Origin of the sequence: Mesorhizobium dulcispinae (genome assembly GCF_033977345.1) — a bacterium.
Taxonomy (GTDB): Bacteria; Pseudomonadota; Alphaproteobacteria; order Rhizobiales; family Rhizobiaceae; genus Mesorhizobium; species Mesorhizobium dulcispinae.
On record NZ_JAVIIY010000005.1, the window covers coordinates 25327 to 43858 of the forward strand.

At 63.8% G+C, this 18532-nt stretch carries 15 protein-coding genes and 2 pseudogenes; 5 read left to right on the forward strand and 12 right to left on the reverse strand.

The features are described from left to right. Positions 1–21: 21 nt before the first annotated feature. Genes ehuC through RFN30_RS13205 form a run of 4 tightly spaced genes read left to right on the forward strand, consistent with a single transcriptional unit; the run spans position 22 to position 2922 of the window. On the forward strand, positions 22–750 hold the full coding sequence (gene ehuC, locus RFN30_RS13190) for an ectoine/hydroxyectoine ABC transporter permease subunit EhuC (RefSeq protein ID WP_320262519.1): 729 nt from the start codon (positions 22–24) through the stop codon (positions 748–750). Then, positions 747–1406 (forward strand): ectoine/hydroxyectoine ABC transporter permease subunit EhuD, encoded by a 660-nt coding sequence (gene ehuD / locus RFN30_RS13195; RefSeq protein ID WP_320262811.1) that lies wholly within the window; start codon positions 747–749, stop codon positions 1404–1406. The genes ehuC and ehuD overlap by 4 nt, the downstream gene beginning before the upstream one ends. Further along, positions 1403–2182, forward strand: coding sequence for an ectoine/hydroxyectoine ABC transporter ATP-binding protein EhuA (ehuA, locus tag RFN30_RS13200; protein ID WP_320262520.1), 780 nt, complete (start codon positions 1403–1405; stop codon positions 2180–2182). The genes ehuD and ehuA overlap by 4 nt, the downstream gene beginning before the upstream one ends. Continuing rightward, positions 2179–2922: a GntR family transcriptional regulator gene (locus RFN30_RS13205; RefSeq protein WP_320262521.1), complete on the forward strand. Its 744-nt coding sequence runs from the start codon at positions 2179–2181 to the stop codon at positions 2920–2922. The genes ehuA and RFN30_RS13205 overlap by 4 nt, the downstream gene beginning before the upstream one ends. Before the next feature lie 73 nt (positions 2923–2995). Here RFN30_RS13205 and RFN30_RS32385 read toward each other — a convergent pair. After that, positions 2996–3058 (reverse strand): annotated as a pseudogene (locus RFN30_RS32385) (3-hydroxyacyl-CoA dehydrogenase family protein); the annotation flags it as partial. Positions 3059–3147: 89 nt separating this feature from the next. Next, on the reverse strand, positions 3148–4257 hold the full coding sequence (locus RFN30_RS13210) for an NAD(P)/FAD-dependent oxidoreductase (RefSeq protein ID WP_320262522.1): 1110 nt from the start codon (positions 4255–4257) through the stop codon (positions 3148–3150). Between the two features lie 219 nt (positions 4258–4476). On the opposite strand from RFN30_RS13210, the gene RFN30_RS13215 reads away from it, so the two are divergent. Further along, entirely contained in the window at positions 4477–5853 is a 1377-nt protein-coding gene (locus RFN30_RS13215; protein WP_320262523.1) for an aspartate aminotransferase family protein, read from the forward strand. A 34-nt stretch (positions 5854–5887) separates the two neighbouring features. On the opposite strand, the gene RFN30_RS13220 is transcribed toward RFN30_RS13215, so the two are convergent. The 10 genes and pseudogenes from RFN30_RS13220 to RFN30_RS13265 all read right to left on the reverse strand — a co-directional run bounded on the left by RFN30_RS13220 (position 5888) and on the right by RFN30_RS13265 (position 18512). Further along, the gene (locus RFN30_RS13220; RefSeq protein WP_320262524.1) at positions 5888–6700 is read right to left on the reverse strand and encodes an NAD-dependent epimerase/dehydratase family protein; all 813 of its coding nucleotides are present in this window, start codon (positions 6698–6700) and stop codon (positions 5888–5890) included. A gap of 3 nt (positions 6701–6703) precedes the next feature. Next, complete coding sequence (locus RFN30_RS13225) at positions 6704–7906, reverse strand: pyridoxal phosphate-dependent aminotransferase (RefSeq protein ID WP_320262525.1); 1203 nt, start codon at positions 7904–7906, stop codon at positions 6704–6706. Beyond that, positions 7903–9537: a hydantoinase B/oxoprolinase family protein gene (locus RFN30_RS13230; protein ID WP_320262526.1), complete on the reverse strand. Its 1635-nt coding sequence runs from the start codon at positions 9535–9537 to the stop codon at positions 7903–7905. The genes RFN30_RS13225 and RFN30_RS13230 overlap by 4 nt, the downstream gene beginning before the upstream one ends. Then, on the reverse strand, positions 9534–11630 hold the full coding sequence (locus RFN30_RS13235) for a hydantoinase/oxoprolinase family protein (RefSeq protein WP_320262527.1): 2097 nt from the start codon (positions 11628–11630) through the stop codon (positions 9534–9536). Before RFN30_RS13235 ends, RFN30_RS13230 begins: the two co-directional genes overlap by 4 nt. After that, the gene (locus tag RFN30_RS13240; protein ID WP_320262528.1) at positions 11627–13297 is read right to left on the reverse strand and encodes a thiamine pyrophosphate-binding protein; all 1671 of its coding nucleotides are present in this window, start codon (positions 13295–13297) and stop codon (positions 11627–11629) included. The genes RFN30_RS13235 and RFN30_RS13240 overlap by 4 nt, the downstream gene beginning before the upstream one ends. Before the next feature lie 267 nt (positions 13298–13564). Then, on the reverse strand, positions 13565–14965 hold the full coding sequence (locus tag RFN30_RS13245) for an FAD-binding oxidoreductase (protein ID WP_320262529.1): 1401 nt from the start codon (positions 14963–14965) through the stop codon (positions 13565–13567). A gap of 54 nt (positions 14966–15019) precedes the next feature. Further along, positions 15020–15193 (reverse strand): annotated as a pseudogene (gene glnQ / locus RFN30_RS13250) (glutamine ABC transporter ATP-binding protein GlnQ); the annotation flags it as partial. 13 nt (positions 15194–15206) lie between these two features. After that, the gene (locus RFN30_RS13255; protein WP_320262530.1) at positions 15207–15941 is read right to left on the reverse strand and encodes an aspartate/glutamate racemase family protein; all 735 of its coding nucleotides are present in this window, start codon (positions 15939–15941) and stop codon (positions 15207–15209) included. 50 nt (positions 15942–15991) lie between these two features. Continuing rightward, a complete protein-coding gene (locus RFN30_RS13260) occupies positions 15992–17719 on the reverse strand; it encodes a dihydroxy-acid dehydratase (protein ID WP_320262531.1) in 1728 nt (575 codons plus the stop codon). A 40-nt stretch (positions 17720–17759) separates the two neighbouring features. Next, positions 17760–18512, reverse strand: coding sequence for an SDR family NAD(P)-dependent oxidoreductase (locus RFN30_RS13265; RefSeq protein ID WP_320262532.1), 753 nt, complete (start codon positions 18510–18512; stop codon positions 17760–17762). Positions 18513–18532 lie beyond the last annotated feature (20 nt).

The window sequence follows — 18532 nt, forward strand, 5'->3', positions numbered from 1 at the left end:
CTTTTTTCTTCGGAGAGGCAGATGGGCATCCGGACGCTTGTCGGCATGCTGGTTGTCGCATTGGCGGTGATCGGCCTGCTCGCCACGCAGACTTCCTACAGCATGTTCCTGCCGGGACTGCTGCAAGGAGCGCTGCTCACCATTGAAATCGCCGTGCTGGGGAGCGTGCTGGCCGTGGTGATGGGCGTCTTGGCGGCGCTTGCCCGCCTTTACGGGCCGGCACCGTTGCGTTGGCTGGCGACGGTCTATGTCGAGATCTTTCGCGGCACCTCCGCGCTCGTGCAGCTCTTCTGGCTGTTTTTCGTGCTGCCGCAATTCGGCATACTGATGGATGCCTTCACGGTGGCCGTGCTGGCGCTTGGCCTCAATGTCGGAGCCTACGGATCGGAAGTGGTGCGCGGAGCCGTCCTCGCCGTGGCGCGCGGCCAATGGGAGGCATCGATCGCCCTCAACATGAGCCGTGCCCAGATGCTGCGCAGGATCATCCTGCCACAGGCTTTCATCGCCATGATCCCGCCTTGGGGCAACCTGTTTATCGAGCTCTTGAAGTCGACCGCGCTGGTGTCGCTCATCACGCTCGCGGACCTTGCCTTCAAGGCGCAGCAAATGAACCAGAGCACGCTGAAAACCGTTCCCATCTTCACGCTGGTGCTTCTGATCTATCTCGCCATGTCGCTGGTGATCACGATCGGCATGAGGTTCCTGGAGCAGCGGGCGTCCGCGGGACTCTCACGAGGGAGGGCCGCCTGATGTGGGATTGGTCTTTCACGCTTGAAATCCTGCCGACGCTGGCAAGCGCGGCGATCATCACCGTCGAGGCGACGCTGATCGGTTTCGTCATCGCGGCCTTGCTCGGCCTGGTGCTCGCCCTGGTGCGCATCGCCGTACCCTGGACCGCCTGGCCGATCTCGGTGCTGGTCGAGCTGGTCCGCTCGACGCCGCTGCTCATCCAGATCTTCTTCCTCTATTTCGTCTTTCCGAAATTCGGAGTCGTGCTGGACGCCTTCACCGCCGGCGTGATCGCGATCGGACTTCATTACGCGGCCTACTGTTCCGAGGTGTATCGCGCCGGATTCGACAACATTCCGCGCGGTCAATGGGAGGCGTCGATCGCGCTCAATCTGCCGCAATGGGCGACCTTCCGGGACATCATCATCCCGCAAGTCATTCCGCCGATCGTTCCGGCGCTCGGCAACTACCTGGTCGCGCTGTTCAAGGAGACGCCGCTGCTCTCGGCCATTGCCGTCCTCGAGCTGATGCAGACGGCCAAGATCATCGGCTCCGACACGTTCCGCTATACCGAGCCGATGACGCTCGTCGGCCTGTTTTTCCTTGTCATGAGCCTGGTGTCGGCCGCGATCATCCGTGCTCTCGAACGCCTGCTCAACCGGAGGATCCCACGATGACGGAAAAGCCCATGGTGCGCTTCGAGAACGTGTCGAAGCGGTATGGCGCGCTGACGGTTCTCGACGGGCTCAACCTCGATATCGGGCGCGGCGAGAAGGTGTCGATCATCGGGCCGTCCGGCTCCGGCAAGACGACGGTGCTGCGCATGCTGATGACGCTCGAGACCATCAATGACGGCGTTATCTGGGTCGAAGGCGAACCGCTCACGCATATGGAGAAAGACGGCAAGCTGGTTCCCGCCAACCTCGCCCACATCAGGCGGGTGCGGGCCAAGATCGGCATGGTCTTCCAGTCGTTCAACCTGTTCCCGCACATGAGCGCGATGGCCAATTGCATCGAGGCGCCGATGACCGTGCTCGGCATGAAGCGCGCCGATGCCGAGGCGCGCGCGGCCGAGTTGCTGGACATGGTCGGCCTGTCGCAGAAGAAGGATCATTATCCGGCGCAGCTCTCCGGCGGGCAGCAGCAGCGCGTCGCGATCGCGCGGGCCCTCGCCATGCGGCCCAAAATCATGCTGTTCGACGAGGTGACGTCGGCGCTCGACCCCGAACTTGTCGGCGAAGTGCTGCAGGTGATAAGGCAGATCGGGCGGGAGCATGACCTCACGATGCTGATGGTCACCCATCAAATGGGTTTCGCCAAGGAATTCTCCGACCGGGTCTGCTTCTTCTATCAGGGCAAGATCTGCGAACAGGGACCTCCAGGCGAGCTGTTCGGCGCGCCGAAGAATGAACGGACGCGGCAATTCCTGCGCGCGGTGCTGGAGGCGGGATGACCCGCAACGACGATGCGGTGACAGAACAGGCCATGACCGGTCAAACCCGCCCGCTTTCTGCACGGGAGAGGTCGGAGCGCATCTACAGGATCCTGCGCGACCGCATCTGCCTGCTCGACTATCCTCCCGGAAACCACCTGTCGGAAGAAGAGCTTGCTCAGGAATTCGAAGTCAGCCGGACTCCGGTGCGGCGGGTTCTGGCGCGGCTGGAATCGGAAGGTCTCGTCCAGTCCGTCCACGGCGTGGGCACGATCGTTACCGACGTGGACATCGAGGAGCTGGAGCAGGTCTATCATTTGCGCATGGAATTGGCGGAGCTGATCGGCAAATTGTCGCCGATCCCGCGCACGGCCGCCGATCTCGACCGCATACGCGCATTGATGGAGCGCTGCGACGCCCACATCCTCAATCCGGATCAGCGTGCCTTCCTGCGCCTGAACATGGATTTCTTCTACGAACTGAGCGCGATGACCGGAAACCAGCCGTTGCGCGACATCAGCGAGCGACTCTACTTCCAGGTCGCACGGGTCGTCCTGAAAATGATGCCGCGGCTAGGACTGGCCGAGGAATTCACGGCATTCCGCCGGGAAATCGCGGAGGTGCTCGCAGCGGCCGAGATCGGCGACTGGGCTTCGATCGGACACATCAGGCGGGCGCATATCTCGATGAGCTTCCGGCGGATGATGCTGCACCGCAATGACAAGGGTGAAGCTTGGTCCGGGAATGCGGACGGGTCGTGATTGCCCGCCGCCCACAGCATGGATGATGGTGCTTCGGGCCAAATCGTCTCCTCCCGGCCAGCCTGTTCCTCCAGCGCAGCCCCAGTTCGGCGCGCCGTCGCAGCCAAAGACTTGCCCGGTAGCGAGGATCCCGGGTGTCCCGGGGCGGTTCGAAGGCCGGAGCCGGCTTGTCGGCAGGATGTCCTCGCTCGAGCTCCGAAGCGTTTTCTGTCCATTAGCGCTGCCTTAGCGCAAGATGCGCCTCACCTGCCCGGCGATTGCCAGGCTTGAGGTCAGCCCGGGACTTTCGAGGCCAAATAGATTGACCAGACCCGCGATGCCATGGGTCTCGGTATCCTGGATGACGAAGTCGCTGTTGGCTTCGTTCGGGCCGGAAAGTTTTGGACGTATGCCGCTATAGGCCGGCTGCAGGCCGCCATCCGCCAGTCCCGGCCAGTATCTGCGGATCGCAGCGTAGAAGCGTTCGCCGCGCGCGGGGTCGACGCGATAGTCGAGGACATCGGTCCATTCGACGTCAGGGCCGAAGCGCGCTGTGCCGCCGAGGTCGAGCGTCAGATGGACGCCGAGCCCGCCGGGCTCCGGCACCGGATAGACGAGCCGCGAGAAGGGGGTGCGGCCTGCCGCCGAGAAATAATTGCCCTTGGCGTAGCGAAGCGTGGGCAGGAACTGCCGGTCGAATCCCTCGATCGAGCCAGCCAGCGCGACCGCGCCAAGGCCGGCCGCGTTGACCAGACGCGACGTGGCGATCTCGAAACCTTGGCCGGTTGCCGTGTCCGTCGTCTGAAGCACGAGGCGACCGGCTTCAATGCGGCCTGAAACGATGCGGGTGTTGAGCGACAGCATCGCGCCGCTTTCCTCAGCGTCGCCGAGCAGCGCGAGCATCAGCGCGTGGCTGTCGATGATGCCGGTTGAAGGCGAGAGCAGCGCAGCCGTGCAATTCAGCGCCGGCTCCAGAGCGTGCGCCTCGCCGGCGGAGAGGAAACGTAGGTCGCCGACACCGCAGGCAGCAGCGCTGGCGCGGATCGTGGCGAGCACGGGCTCCTGCGCTTCGTCGGTCGCGACGATCAGCTTGCCGCAGCGCCGGTGAGGGATCGAGCGCTCGGCGCAGTAGCGATAGAGCATCTCGCGCCCCGCAACGCAGAGCCGGGCCTTCAACGACCCTTGAGTGTAATAGATGCCGGCATGGATGACTTCCGAATTGCGCGAGCTCGTCTCGGTGCCGATGGCGTCTGCTGCCTCGACGATCAGCGTCTCGAGACCCTGCGCGGCTACAGTACGTGCGACCGCAAGACCGATCACGCCGGCCCCGGCGACGATGCAGTCGACTTGTTCCATGGTAAGTCCTTTCGGTTGCGCATACGGTGCGCCCAGGGTCCGGCAGGACTATACCGCCTCTGCCGACCTAAAGAATCCCATGGCGCTATCAATCATGACAGGGCGGCTCTTGCGGCGGCACCCTGCGATGATGCATCAAGCGGCTCGCCGGCTGGCGATGGACTTCTCGGTCAGCAAGGCGGTCCTATTTTCGCTTGCACGCCGCAGACAGGAGCCATCATGGACGCCAGACCGAATTCCCCTGAAGCCCGCGACATCCGCTACCACCTGCATGGCTACACCAATGCCCGCAAGCATCAGGAGACCGGGCCGCTGGTCATCGAAAAGGGCGATGGCGTCTATGTCGAGGACATCGCCGGCAACCGCTACATCGAGGCGATGGCCGGCCTGTGGAGCGTCGCCGTCGGCTTCTCGGAAAAGCGGCTGGTCGAGGCGGCCACGCGGCAGATGTCGAAGCTGCCCTTCTATCACGACTTCGGCTCGAAGGCGCATTCGCCGCTGATCGACTTGGCCGAGAAGCTAGTGCAGATGGCGCCGGTGCCGATGAGCAAGGCCTATTTCACCAATTCCGGTTCCGAGGCCAACGACACGGCGATCAAGATGATCTGGTACCGGTCGAACGCGCTCGGCCAGCCGGCGCGCAAGAAGATCATCAGCCGCAAGCGCGGCTACCATGGCGTGACCATCGCCGCGGCGAGCCTGACCGGGCTGCCGAACAATCATCTCTCCTTCGACCTGCCGATCGCCAACATCCTGCACACCTCGACGCCGCACCATTGGCGCGACGCCGAGCCCGGCGAAAGCGAGGAGCAATTCTCCAGCCGGCTCGCCGAGGATCTCGAAAAACTGATCGTCGCCGAGGGACCGGAAACTATCGCCGCCTTTATCGGCGAGCCGATCATGGGCGCCGGCGGTGTCGTCGTTCCGCCGGCCGGCTACTGGGAGAAGATCCAGGCAGTGCTGTCGAAATACGACATCCTGCTGGTGGCCGACGAGGTGATCTGCGGCTTCGGCCGGACCGGCGAGATGTTCGGCTCGCAGACCTTCGGCATCAAGCCCGACATCATGGTGCTGTCGAAGCAGATCTCGTCGTCCTACCTGCCGATCTCGGCGCTCCTCATCAACGACAAGGTGTTCGAGCCGATCGCAGACGAGAGCGACCGGATCGGTACCTTCGGCCACGGCTTCACCGGCGGCGGCCATCCGGTCGCCGCGGCCGTAGCGCTGGAAAACATCAAGCTGATCGAGGAGCGCGACCTGGTCGGCAATGCGCGCAAGGTCGGCGCGCATTTGCAGGCGCGGCTGCGCAAGCTTGGTTCCCATCCGCTGGTGGGCGAGGTGCGCGGCGTCGGCCTGATCGCCGCCGTCGAGCTGGTCGCGGACAAGGCGAGCAAGGCGCCATGGGGCAAGCCCGCCGCACTCGGCGCGTTGGTCAACGGCTTGCTGCAGCAGAATGGCGTCATCTCGCGCAACATGGGCGACGCCATCGCCTTCTGTCCGCCGCTGATCATCACCGAGGCCCAGGTCGACGCCTTGGTCGACGCGTTCGAGCGGTCCCTCGACGCCGCGTTGCCGCAGGTCCGGCCACAGGGCTGACCATCCCACTCTACCGCCACGCCGGCGAGAACGGTTATGCCGGCTTGTCGTCCGGATGGCCGAGCTCGCAGAACCAGCCGCCGAGATATTTCACCGACGGCCTCTTCGGATCGGGAACCGGCGTCTTCGCCTCGACGGCGGCGCGGAACGGTTCGGCGCTGTCCTGCGGGATGAATCCCAAATGGTCGGCGCCGCTGTTGTCGACCATCTTCAACTTGTTGTTGGAAATGCCGAACGAGATGGTGTGGCCGACGCGCGGCGCGGTCAGCGATGCCTCGACAAGGCGCACGCAGTCGGCGAAGGAGAGGTATGACCACAGCATGCGCCGGTCGGCGGGTTCCGGGAAGGACGAGAAGATGCGCAGGCACACCGTCTCGATGCCGAACTTGTCCCAATAGAGCCGGCTGAGGCTTTCGACGAAATTCTTCGACACGCCATAGAGGCTGTCCGGGCGCACCGGCGCGTCGACGCTGATATGCGCCTCGATCTCGTGATAGCCGATGGCATGCACCGAGGAGGCATAGATGACGCGCTTCACGCCGTGTTTCCGCGCGCCTTCGTAGATGTGGTAGGAGCCGCGGATGCTGGAATCGAGGATTGTCTGCCACTCGCATTCGAGCGGCGCGCCGCCGAAATGGACGATCGCGTCGCAGTCCTTGGTCGCCGCGATCGTCGCCTCCATATCGGCGAGGTCGAAGACCGCTTCCTCCTCATGAGGCGCAAGGTCGCCGAACGGTTCGCGCCCCGCCAGGCGGATATTGCTTGCCAGCGGCACCAGCCCCTTGCGCAGCTGTGAGCCGAGCCGGCCGGCGGCGCCGGTGATCAGGATACGTCCATAGTGCGGCATCGTTTACTCCACTTGCGCGACGGCGGCGTTGATCCGCGAGATCGCCTCGGTCAGCACCTCTTCGCTGGTGGCGGTCGAGATGCGGAAATAGGGTGACAGTCCATAGGCGACGCCCGGCACCGACGCCACACGTCCCTCGTTGAGAAGATAGTTCGCCACAGCCGCATCGTCCTCCAGCGCCACGCCCTTGGGCGTCTTGCGGCCGATCAGGCTGGCACAGCCGATATAGGCGTAGAAGGCGCCTTCCGGCGGTGACAGCGTCAGCCCGTTGATCTTGCGGATGCCGTCCACGACCAGATCGCGGCGCGCCTCGAAGGCCTGGCAGAAGCGCGCGACCTCGTCCTGCGGGCCGTTGAGCGCCGCGACGGTCGCGGCTTGCGCGATCGAGCACACGGAGGTGCAGGACTGGCTCTGGATGGTCGACATCGCCTTGACGAGCGGCGCGGGGCCTGCGGCATAGCCGACGCGCCAGCCGGTCATCGCGTAGGACTTCGAGACGCCGTTGACGATCAGGGTGCGGTCTTTCAGCTCGGGACAAGCCTTTCCGAAGGATACGAACTCACGGCCGTCGAAGAGGATGTGCTCGTAGATCTCGTCGGAAAGGACGAGCACCTGCGGGTGTTTCGCCAGCACCGCCCCGAGCGCCTTGAGGTCGGATTCTGAATACACCGCGCCGGACGGGTTGCCGGGCATGTTGAGGAAAAGCCACTTTGTCCTTGAGGTGATTGCCTTTTCCAGCAACGCTGGCGTCAACCGGAAGCCGGTGGTCTCCGGGCATTCGACGACGACAGGCGTGCCGCCGAGCAGCTTCACCATCTCGGGATAGGAGACGAAGTAAGGCGCCGGCAGGATTGCTTCGTCGCTGGTCTCCAGCGTCGCCATCAGCGCGTTGAAGATGATCTGCTTGGCGCCGTTGGCGACGACGATATCGTCGGGCGTGTAGTCCAGCCCGTTCTCCCGGCGGAACTTGCCGGCTATCGCCTCGCGCACCTCAATCGTGCCGGCGGCGGCTGTGTAGAGCGTCTGGCCCGCCTTCGCCGCGAAATGGGCGGCGTCGATGATGTGCAGCGGGGTGGGGAAATCGGGCTCGCCGAGCCCGAGATCGATCACGTCCACGCCTTTGGCGCGCAGCGCCTTTGCGGCCTGCGAGGCCGCCATGGAAGCCGATGGTTTCACCGCCGCCAGGCGCGAGGCAACATAACTCATCGCTCGTTCTCCGAAATGTATCCCTTGGATCGGTCGTTGGCGCGCGCGGCGGCGCTGCGCCTGGCCGGATCGCCATAGCCGCCGCCGCCCGGCAGTTCCAGGATCAGCCTGCGCCCGGCCGGCACATGCTGCCAACCCTTCGGCCGCATCCGCGTGCCGTCATCCAGCTTGACCACGCCCGCGACGCCGGGCTTGCCGCCATCGCGCCCGCGCGGCGGATGGTTGACGCGGTCGAACATGGCCGAGAAGTCGAACTCGTGACCGTCGGTCGCGGCGATCTCGATGATCTGCCCGAGGCCGCCGCGGAATTCGCCGTCGCCCCCCGAGTTCGGCCGCAGCTCCTTGCGCCAGATGACGATCGGGCCGGTGTGCTCCGTCGCCTCGATCGGCATGGTGTGCACGCCCGACGGGAAGGCCGTCGCCGACAAGCCGTCGAACTCCGGGCGTGCGCCCATCCCGCCGGAGTTGAACATCAGCACTTCGGCACGGCGGCCGGATGCGCCGGCGACAGGCCGCGCCGAGATGTGGATGTTCCACAGCGCACCGGCGCCTTCGGCGAGGATTTTTCCCGGCAACGCCTTGGAGAACGCCCCCAGCACCAGATCGGGAACCATGTGGCCGAAGATGTGCCGGAGCGCCACCGGCGCCGGCCGCACGGCATTGAGGATGTTGACCGGCGACGACACGGTGAAGAAGGCAAGCGAGGCGGCATTGTTCGGAATGTCGGGCGCGACCATGCATTTCAGCGCATAACAGGCATAGGCCTTGCTGTAGATGATCGGGCAGTTGATGCCCCAGCGGCTCATCGGATCGGTGCCGGTGAAATCGACCTCGACATGGTCGTCACGGACCGAAACCGTCGCTGCGAGCTTCACCGGCTCGTCATAGCCGTCGGTCACCAGTTCGTTCGACCAGCTTCCCTTCGGCAGCGCCTCGATGCGTTCGAGCATGGCGTCGCGGGTGCGCGAGAAGATGAACTCGCCGAGACCGTCGAGCGAGGCGAGCCCGATCTCCTTCATCATGTCGACAAGGCGGCGGTGGCCGACTTCGTTGCATGCGGCTAAAGAATAGAAGTCGCCGACGACCTGGTTCGGCTCGCGGACATTGGCGCGCAGGATCCTGACGAGGTCGAGATTGACCTTGCCCCTTTCCGCGAACTTCATGATCGGGATCTGGATGCCTTCCTCATAGACCGACTTGCCGTCGGCGCCGAAGCCGCGCCCGCCGACATCGACGACATGCGCCGTGCAGGCGAAGAAGGCGACCAGCTCGCCGTTCAGGAAGGACGGTGACACCATGGTGATGTCGTGCAGATGGCCAGTGCCCTGCCAGGGATCGTTGGTGACATAGGTGTCGCCCTCGAACATCTGATCGCGCGGGATCTCGTTCATGAAATGCAGCACGGCTTCGGCCATGGTATTGACATGGCCGGGCGTGCCGGTCACCGCCTGTGCCAGCATCTGGCCGCGCGGGTCGAACACGCCCGCCGACAGGTCGCCGGATTCGCGCACCGAGGTCGAGAAGGCGGTGCGCAGCAAGGTGAGCGCCTGCTCCTCGACCACCGAGATCAACCGGTTCCACATGACCTGCATGCGGATTTCGGCGATGTTGTTGTTGCCTGGGTCGCTCATGCCTGGCTGCCTTTGCGGATCAGGAGGATCGCGCCGTCGCTCTGGATGACGGCGTCGAAGCTGGTGGTGACGACGGTGGAGGTCTCGCGTTCGACAATGACTGCCGGACCGGACACGCGGTCGCCGGCGCAGAGCGTGTCGCGCTCGAGGATGCCGTAGCTGCGCGGCGCGCCGCTGACCGGATCGAACACCGCGCGCGTCGTTGTCGGCTCGCTCGTCTTCCCGCCGGTGGTGAGATCGTGCCTCGCGACCGCGGGCCGAATGTCGGTCGCCTTGACCGACCAGGTGACGATCTCGATTTCCATCCCGTCCAGCCCTTCGATGGCGCGGCCGAAAAAGCGCTGGTAGTTCTCCTCGAACAGCGCCTTGAGTTTGGCGACGGCATCGTCGCCGAACGGCTCGTCCGCCAGCGGCACGGGGATTTCCCAACCCTGGCCGGCATAGCGCATGAAGGCGGTGATCTCGCAGACGATCCTGCCGCTGGCGCCGGTGCGCACAAAACCCTCGGCGGAGGCCTTGAGATCGGCGAGCAGGGCGTTGACCTCGGCCGGCTTGAACCGCGACAGCCGCGTCAGCTTCGAGGCCAGCGCCTCGTAGCCGAACGGCGCCTTGAGGAAGCCGATCGCCGATCCGACACCCGCGCCTCTAGGCACGATGCACTGGTCGATGCCGAGCTTTTCGCACAGCCTTGCCGCGTGCAGCGGCGCGGCGCCGCCGAACGCGATCATCAGATTGTCGGAGATGTTCTTGCCGTTCTCGACGGCGTGGACGCGGGCGGCATTCGCCATGTTTTCGTCCACGACCTCGCAGATGCCGAAGGCCGTCGACATCGCATCGAGCGACAGGCGCTCGCCGACATCGCGCAGGATGGCTTGCTCGGACGCAGAGGTGTCGAGCCTGATCGCCCCGCCGGCGAAATTGTCGGGGTCGAGCTTGCCGAGCACCAGGTCGGCGTCGGTGATTGCCGGCCGCCTTCCGCCGCGGCCGTAGCAGGCCGGGCCAGGCTCCGATCCGGCGCTTTCCGGTCCGGTCTGGATGCGGCCCATGGCATCGACCCAGGCGATGGAGCCGCCGCCGGCGCCGATCTCGATCATCTCGATCACGGGGATCGAGATCGGCATGCCCGAGCCCTTCGAGAAGCGGTAGGTGCGCGCGACCTCGAAGGTTCTCGCCGTGCGCGGCGCATAGTCCTCGATCATGCAGATTTTTGCGGTGGTTCCGCCCATGTCATAGGAGACGACCTTTTCCAGCCCGAAGCGCCTGGCGATATCGGCGGCGAAGATAGCGCCGCCGGCCGGACCGGACTCGACCAGCCGGACCGGGAATTCCGAAGCGGTCTCGACCGAGATCAGGCCGCCGCCGGAATGGATCATGAAGACCGGGCAGGCGGCGCCCATGTCCTTCAGGCGCGTCTGCAGGCGGGCGAGATAGTCTGCCATCTGCGGCCGCACGTAGGCGTTGGCGCAGACCGTGTTGAAGCGCTCGAACTCGCGCATCTGCGGCGAGACTTCGGCGCTGATCGAAATCGGGATGCTGAGCTTCCTGCAGAGGATTTCGCGCGCCCGCCGCTCGTGGTCGGGGTTTGCGTAGGCGTGGATGAAGCCGATCGCTACCGAGCCGAAGCCGCCGGCAGCGATGCGCCCGGCGATCTCTTCGAGGGCAGCCTCGTCGAGCGGCTGCAGTTCCTGGCCTTCGGCGCCGATGCGGCCCTTGACCGTGAAGCGGTCCTCGCGCGGGATGAGCGGCGTCGGCAGCTGCAGGCTGAGGTCGTACTGCTCGAAGCGGTTTTCCGTGCGCATCTCGATCACGTCGCGGAATCCTTCCGTCGTGACCAGCGCGGTCTTGGCGCCGCGCCGCTCTATGAGGGCGTTGGTGGCGAGCGTCGTGCCGTGGATGATGATGCCGATTTCAGACGGAGAAATTCCGGCGTCGTGGATAACGATGGCAATGCCGTCGAGGATAGCCTGCTCGGGCGCCGCATAGTTGGTCAGCACCTTGGTCGAGAACATCGTTCCGCGTACGTCGAGGGCGATGTCGGTGAAGGTGCCGCCGATGTCCGCGCCGAGACGGATGTCGTCAGTTCTGGAGGTCATGCCTTGGCCTTCTGGGAAGCGAGCGCGGCGTCGCGCATCTGGGAGAGGGTCTGCCGGGGCGTGAGCGCTTCGGGAGAGACGGCGATGTCGAGGACGGCGCCGGTCGCTGACTTCAGCGCCCGTTCGAACGCCGCCGCGAAATCCTGCGTGGATTCGACCCGTTCGGCGTGGAAGCCATAGGCCTTGGCCAGCGCCACGAAGTCGGGGTTCTCGAGCGAGGTTCCGGAGACGCGGGCCGGATAGTTGCGCTCCTGATGCGCGCGGATGGTGCCGTAGATGCCGTTGTTGATGATGAGCACGATCGGCTGCGCGCCCGCCTGCATGGCGGTGCCAAGCTCCTGGCAGTTCATCTGGAAGTCGCCGTCGCCGGCAAAGCAGACGACCGTGCGTTCCGGAAACGCAACCTTCGCAGCGATCGCCGCCGGCAGGCCATAGCCCATGGCGCCGGATTGCGGAGCAAGCAGCCGCGCTTGCCGCCCGAACTTGAAGAACTTGTTCGGCCATACGGTGAAATTGCCGGCGCCGTTTGTGAGGATGACGTCTGCCGGCAAGGTCTCGCGCAGCCAGCCGCTGACCGCGACCATGTCGACGGGGCCGGGCTGCACGGGCGCGGCGAAAGTGCCTTCATAGGCCTTGCGCGCCGCCGCGCGCCAGTCGGCCCAGGCGCCCTTGACCGGGGTGGGCGCCTTGGCGAAGGCGTTCGGGCCGGCATGGATGCCGATCGTCGGCACATAGATCTTGCCGATCTCGCGGTCGGAGCCGTGGACATGGATCAGCTTCTGGCGCGGCACGGGCACGGAAAGCAGCGTGTAGCCGTCGGTCGTCATCTCGCCGAAGCGGACATTCACCGCCAGGATCACGTCCGCATCGCGGATCAGGCTCTTCACATGCGGCACCATGCCGACGCCGGCCTCGCCGACGAAGACCGGCGAGTGGTTGTCGAACTGGTCCTGGTAGCGGAAGGCGGCCACGACCGGGATGTCGGAGGCTTCGGCGAAGGCCTGGAGCGCGGCGCGCCCGTCCGCCGTCCAGTTGGCACCACCCATGAGCAGCACCGGCTTCTCGGCTCCCGCCAGCAGCTTGAGCGCCGACGCGATCGCATCCTGTGCCGGAGCGGCTTCGAAGATCGCTGCCGGACCGCTGAGCGGTGCGGCCTCGGTCGCGGTCGTCAGCATGTCCTCCGGCAACGCGACCACGACGGGACCGGGCCGCCCGGTCAAGGCCGTGGTCCAGGCCCGTGCCACGATTTCGGGGAGGCGCTCGACGTCGTCGATCTCGACCGCCCATTTGGCGACGGTTCCATAGACCGCCCGGTAGTCGATTTCCTGGAAGGCCTCGCGGCCTTTCATGTCGGTGCCGACCTGGCCGACGAACAGGATCATCGGCGAACTGTCCTGCATGGCCGTATGGACGCCGATGCTGGCATTGGTCACGCCCGGGCCGCGGGTGACGAAGCAGATGCCCGGCGTGCCGGTCAGCTTGCCATAGGCCGAGGCCATGAACGACGCGCCGCCCTCGTTGCGGCAAAGCACGTAGTCCAGCCTGCCATGGGTGTCGTGCAGCGCGTCGAGTACTGCCAGATAGCTTTCGCCGGGAACGCCGAAGCTCTTGGTCGCGTCGAGCGCGATAAGACACTCGACAAGAAGGCGACCGCCATTGCGGACCATGCTTCGACATCCTCTTACGCTGGCGGCAAGCGGACGGAGCCTGCCTTTCGAACTATACCTGCACCGTGGCCGGTCGTGGCGAAATCAAGAAATGCGGTCCATTCGAAAGTTTTTCTTTACTGTGTAAGGCGCGTTGGTATTCAGGTGAGGCCGGCCTGCAAATGGCGGATTCCTACGCTTCCGGTGCTCACGTACTTCAAGTACGCTCCGCTCCGGTTCTCGGAAACCACCATTTTCGACTCGGCCTGACCTGAATCTCAACACGCCTTAAGTGCGCACCAGAACGCCGGGATTCATCGTGCCCTGCGGATCGAATGCATCCTTCAGCCGTGCAATGAGCTCTCGCTCCACAATGCTGCGGTTTCGCTCGGCCATGGCGATCTTGGCGCGCCCAAGCCCATGCTCGGCGGCAAAACTGCCGCCCATTTCGGTGGCTAAAGATGCCAGCGCCTCGGCGAATTGTCCCGCCTTGCCGTCGAAATCGGCGCGGCCTTCCGGCGGCGACAGATTGTAGTGGATGTTGCCGTCGCCAAGATGCCCGAACGGGTTGATCCGCACGCCGGGCAGGATGTCGTCGCAGATCTTCGCGCCGGCCTCGATGAAGCGGGCGATCGCGCCCGGCGGCACCGAGATGTCGTGCTTCAATTGCTCGCCTTCCAGCCGCTGTCCCTCCGGCTGTTCCTCGCGCAGCCGCCAGAACTGCGCCCGCTGCGTGCCTGACGAGGCCAGCGCGCCGTCCACGACGGAGCCTTGCTCCATGCCCCATTCCAGCGCCGAATTCAGGATCTCGTCCAGCGGAACGCGCGGCGAGCCCGAGGCCAGCTCGACGAGCAGGTAGACGTCGCCTCGCGTCTCCAACTGATAAGCGAGATCGGGCAGATGCTTGAGCGCCAGTGCCAGGCCGACCTCGGAGAAGAATTCGAGCCCGGCAAGGAACTCGCCGGCCTCGCCGCGGAGATAGGCGCCGAAGGAAACGGCCGCGGCAAAGTCGGACATCACCAGAAGCGCGCTCGCCTGCTGTTTTGGCGTGGGATAGAGCCTGAGCACTGCGCGCGTCACGACGCCCAGCGTGCCTTCGGCGCCGCAGTAAAGCTTGCGCAGCTGATAGCCGGCATTGTCCTTCTGCACCGCGCGCAGGCCGTCCCACACCGAGCCGTCCGGAGTCACGACTTCGAGGCCGAGCACGAGGTCTTGCATCATCCCGTATCGGAACGCCTGACTGCCGCCGGCATTGGTGCCGATCAGGCCGCCGATCCTGGCGCTGCCCTCCGCTCCGAGATGCATCGGAAACATCAGGCCATGCGGGTCCAGCGCCTCGTGCAGGGCGGCGAGGACGACGCCCGCTTCAACCGCGATCGACCCGCTCTCGGGATCCGGTTCGCCGATTGCCGTCATGCGCGAAAGCGAGACGATGACCGCGTTCGGTTGATCGGCGACGGCGCCGCCGCACAGGCCCGTATTCCCGCCTTGCGGGATCACCGCGACGCCTGCCTCCCGGCATGCCTTTACGACTGCCGCAACTTCGGCCGTGTTCGCGGGCCTGGCAACGCCCAGAGGCTCGACGCCATAACGGTTGAGCCAATCGCGCCGGTAGGGTTGGGCGTCATCGCCCGAAAGCCAGCCTTTCGGTCCGAGTATCTCGCGCAAGGCGACTGTGGGATCGGTCATTGAGGTACCTGGTGATGTGCTACGCACGGAACGTTGCATCTTCCCAAATGCCGTTCAATGGCCCAGCACCTGCGACAGGAACTGCCGCGTGCGCTCGTTGCGGGAGGCGGTGAAGAATTCCTCCGGCGGCGCTTCCTCGACGATCTCGCCGCCGTCCATGAAGATCACCCGGCCGGCGATCCGGCGGGCAAAGCCCATCTCATGGGTGACGCAGATCATCATGCCTTCGGAGAGCCTGGCTCTATATTATGCCGGTATAGCGGGTCCGGCTAAGCGACTCATGCACATGATTGATCATCGTAATGAAATCGAAGACCGGCAGTCCCGTCGCCTCTTGCACGGCATGCGCGTAGGGGGGCAAGTCACTGCATTCGAGCAATATGGAACCGACATCCGGATGCTGTGAGACAAGGTTCTGTGCCACTGAGACGATGCCTGTCCGGATACCTTCGTCGTCCAACTCGCCGATGTTCGCGCGGATCCCTTGGTTGAAGGCTTCGCATCCCTCCATGCCGGTGATCGCCAAGGGCACGGACGTTGATACGCCGGTACCGGCGAGATGCTCGGGCTTCAGGCAGGTGGAATCCGCACAGATAATGCCCACCCGCTTGTTTGTGATCTGGTGCATGAAATTGATTTGAAGAAGGCTACTTACGAACACTGGAACGTTGACCGAGGCGGCGATCTCTTTCTGGAAAAGTGCCATGAACCCACAGGCGCCGGTGATCGCCTTTACTCCCTCTGCTTCGAGTTTACGCGCTGCTGCTATAAACGGCTCCAGCAGGCTTTCGGTCGGACCGTAAAGCAGTTTTTCACCGGTGACCCCTTCGGCCAGCGCATAGCGCACCGGAAAGGTATATGTGCTGGCATTGGCGACATTTCCGGGTAGGAACGGATAGTAACACTCAAGGACGATGATGCCGATCGTCTCCCCCGCCCAAGACTGGGACCGAAGTCGCGACTTATAGACAGCCATTGTAGCTCCTGGTTTTTGGTGGCCGGCGTTGAGGCCGGATTGCGGTTGGGCTAGTAAGGGCGGCGTTGGCTTGGGTCTGAACCGGAGGCGCCACGTAAGAAGTCGAAATCGAGCCCCTGGTCGGCTTGCAGGACATGCTCGACAAACAGGCGACGGAAGCCACGCTCCGCAACGATGGTCGAGGGCCTCCAATTCGCCCTTCGACGCGCCAGCTCTTCTTCCGAGACGTGCAGGGTCAAGCGGCGCTCCGACAAATCGAACTCGATGAGATCGCCGTTCTCCACCAAAGCAATCGGCCCGCCGATGGCTGTCTCGGGTGTCACCTGCAAAATGACCGTGCCAAAGGCAGTTCCGCTCATGCGCCCATCTGATAAACGAAGGACGTCGAACACGTTCTGATCGAGCAGCTTCTTCGGCACTTTGATGTTGCCGAGTTCCGGCGCGCCCGGATAGCTCGTGGGACCGATATTCTTTAGAACCAGAACTGAACCGGCATCTACCTCCAGATCCGGACTGTCTATGCGCGCGTCCATGTCCTCGATCGATTCGAACACGACGGCTTTTCCTGTGTGCTTTAGCAGGTGAGGACTTGCAGCCGTCGCTTTGATGATCGCCCCGTTCGGGGCGAGATTGCCCTTCAAGACGGCCAGAGCCGGCTCCTTTTTGAAAGGAGAGTCCGGCGTTGCAATCACGCGAGGATCAAAGATTTCGGCGTCGCGCACCGTATCGCCGATGGTTTGGCCCGAGACCGTCATGGCGTCGAGATGCAGCAGCTCTCCCATTGATTTCATCAGCGCGGGAAGGCCTCCGGCGTTGAAAAAATCCTCCATGAGGAAATCGCCATTCGGCATGATGTTGGCCATCAGATTGATCGGACGACTGTTGGTCTCGATATCATCGATCGTGAGTTCAACGCCGAACCGACCGGCCAATGCCAGAAGGTGTACGGTGGTGTTGGTGCCGCCCCCGATGGCAGCGTTGACGCGGATCGCATTTTCGAATGCTTTGCGCGTGGCGATGGCCGATATCTTAGTGCCCGACCTCACCAGGTCGACGATACGGCGCCCAGCTCTCTGGGCCGAAGATTTCTTGCGGGCGTCGACCGCAGGTATTCCAGCCGTGCCGAGGAGCGAAAGCCCCATTGCTTCCAGCACCAATCCCATGGTGGACGCCGTACCCATCGTGTTGCAGGTGCCGACGCTTCGCGACATTCCAAACTCGGATTCGGCGAACGCGTCGCTCGGCAGGCGGCCGCTGCGACTGCTGTCGTATAGCTTGTAAATGTCGGTTCCGGAGCCAACCGTCCTACCGCGGAAGTTGCCGCTCATCATAGGACCGGCATGAACAATGATGGCCGGCACGTCGACACTTGCGGCACCCATTGCATAAGCTGGTGCGGTATTGTCGCAGCCGGTCAGCAAGACCACGCCATCAATCGGATTCGCACGGATCAGCTCTTCCAGCTCCATGCTCATCAGGTTGCGAAACATCATGCCGCTTGGCCGCATCAGCGAGTCGCCGATGGACATCGTCGGAAATACCAGTGGGAAGCCGCCTGCCTCAAGCACCCCACGGGAAACCCACTCGGCCAGTTCAGTCAGATGCGAGTTGCATGGAACCAGTTGCGATGCCGAGTTTGCGATGCCGATCACCGGTCGACCCTCGAACATCTCCTTCAGATGGCCTTGAGACTTCAGGTGCGTTCGGTGAAAGAAGCCGGCTGTATCGGTCCGGTCAAACCACACTCTGCTTCTCAGATTGCTCGTTTCGTCAGTCATTGCCGTTACCAAGCTGGAGGGAGGGACTGCGACACCTGCACTAGATCCTTAGACCACCGCTCACGTGAAGCGATTGCCCTGTGATGTAGCCGGCGTCTGTTGAGAGGAGAAATTCGATCGCTGCCGCGACATCTTCAGGCTGGCCGATCCGTCCAAGCGGTATGCGGGCGCGGCTCTCGGCCAATTCATCGTCGGTGACGCTGTCCTCGGCGCCAGCTTCCTTTTGGATGAAGCCCGGGACGACGCAATTTACCGTGACACCCTTAGGTGCCAAATACATGGCCAAGCTGCGTACCGCTGTCTCGAGCGCACCCTTGGAAGCGGCTGACATTGGGAACTGTCGAACGTCGGTTCGAAAAACACTCGCAGTGAAGCTTCCGACTGCTACCACCCGCCCCGCCGCGGATTTAGCAAGCAACGGCGCCGCCGCGCGGGTGATTGAAAAGAAACTGAAGACATTCCCCCGAAAGCCATATTCCAGATCGGCCAACGTTCCCTGGTCGAAAGATTTTAGGATCGGGAACCCGGCATTGGCGATCACGCAATCAAGGCGGCCAAAAGCCTCCGACGCTGTTCTCACCAGCCTCTCACCGGTGGCGGCGTCTGTAAGATCGCCAAGAACGGTCACTGCCTTTGCGCCCTCGGAACGCACTTTGGCGGCAATATTCTCTAGCGACTCGACAGATTTTCGAGCGTGTAAAACAAGCCCCTCAAAATTCTTCGCAATTCGCAGCGCTGTGGCGGCACCTATCCCGGACGATGCTCCAGTTACTATGGCAATTCTACCACGCATTTATTGATATCCTCTGCGTA

Bases quoted from the DNA above. Each gene is read 5' to 3' on its own strand.
- RFN30_RS13205 (WP_320262521.1), top strand. From the start codon at position 2,179: ATGACCCGCAACGACGATGCGGTGACAGAACAGGCCATGACCGGTCAA.
- RFN30_RS13210 (WP_320262522.1), bottom strand. From the start codon at position 4,257: ATGGAACAAGTCGACTGCATCGTCGCCGGGGCCGGCGTGATCGGTCTT.
- RFN30_RS13235 (WP_320262527.1), bottom strand. From the start codon at position 11,630: ATGACCTCCAGAACTGACGACATCCGTCTCGGCGCGGACATCGGCGGC.
- RFN30_RS13260 (WP_320262531.1), bottom strand. From the start codon at position 17,719: ATGACTGACGAAACGAGCAATCTGAGAAGCAGAGTGTGGTTTGACCGG.
- RFN30_RS13240 (WP_320262528.1), bottom strand. From the start codon at position 13,297: ATGGTCCGCAATGGCGGTCGCCTTCTTGTCGAGTGTCTTATCGCGCTC.
- RFN30_RS13220 (WP_320262524.1), bottom strand. From the start codon at position 6,700: ATGCCGCACTATGGACGTATCCTGATCACCGGCGCCGCCGGCCGGCTC.
- ehuA (WP_320262520.1), top strand. From the start codon at position 1,403: ATGACGGAAAAGCCCATGGTGCGCTTCGAGAACGTGTCGAAGCGGTAT.
- ehuC (WP_320262519.1), top strand. From the start codon at position 22: ATGGGCATCCGGACGCTTGTCGGCATGCTGGTTGTCGCATTGGCGGTG.
- RFN30_RS13230 (WP_320262526.1), bottom strand. From the start codon at position 9,537: ATGAGCGACCCAGGCAACAACAACATCGCCGAAATCCGCATGCAGGTC.
- RFN30_RS13265 (WP_320262532.1), bottom strand. From the start codon at position 18,512: ATGCGTGGTAGAATTGCCATAGTAACTGGAGCATCGTCCGGGATAGGT.
- RFN30_RS13255 (WP_320262530.1), bottom strand. From the start codon at position 15,941: ATGGCTGTCTATAAGTCGCGACTTCGGTCCCAGTCTTGGGCGGGGGAG.
- RFN30_RS13215 (WP_320262523.1), top strand. From the start codon at position 4,477: ATGGACGCCAGACCGAATTCCCCTGAAGCCCGCGACATCCGCTACCAC.
- RFN30_RS13245 (WP_320262529.1), bottom strand. From the start codon at position 14,965: ATGACCGATCCCACAGTCGCCTTGCGCGAGATACTCGGACCGAAAGGC.
- RFN30_RS13225 (WP_320262525.1), bottom strand. From the start codon at position 7,906: ATGAGTTATGTTGCCTCGCGCCTGGCGGCGGTGAAACCATCGGCTTCC.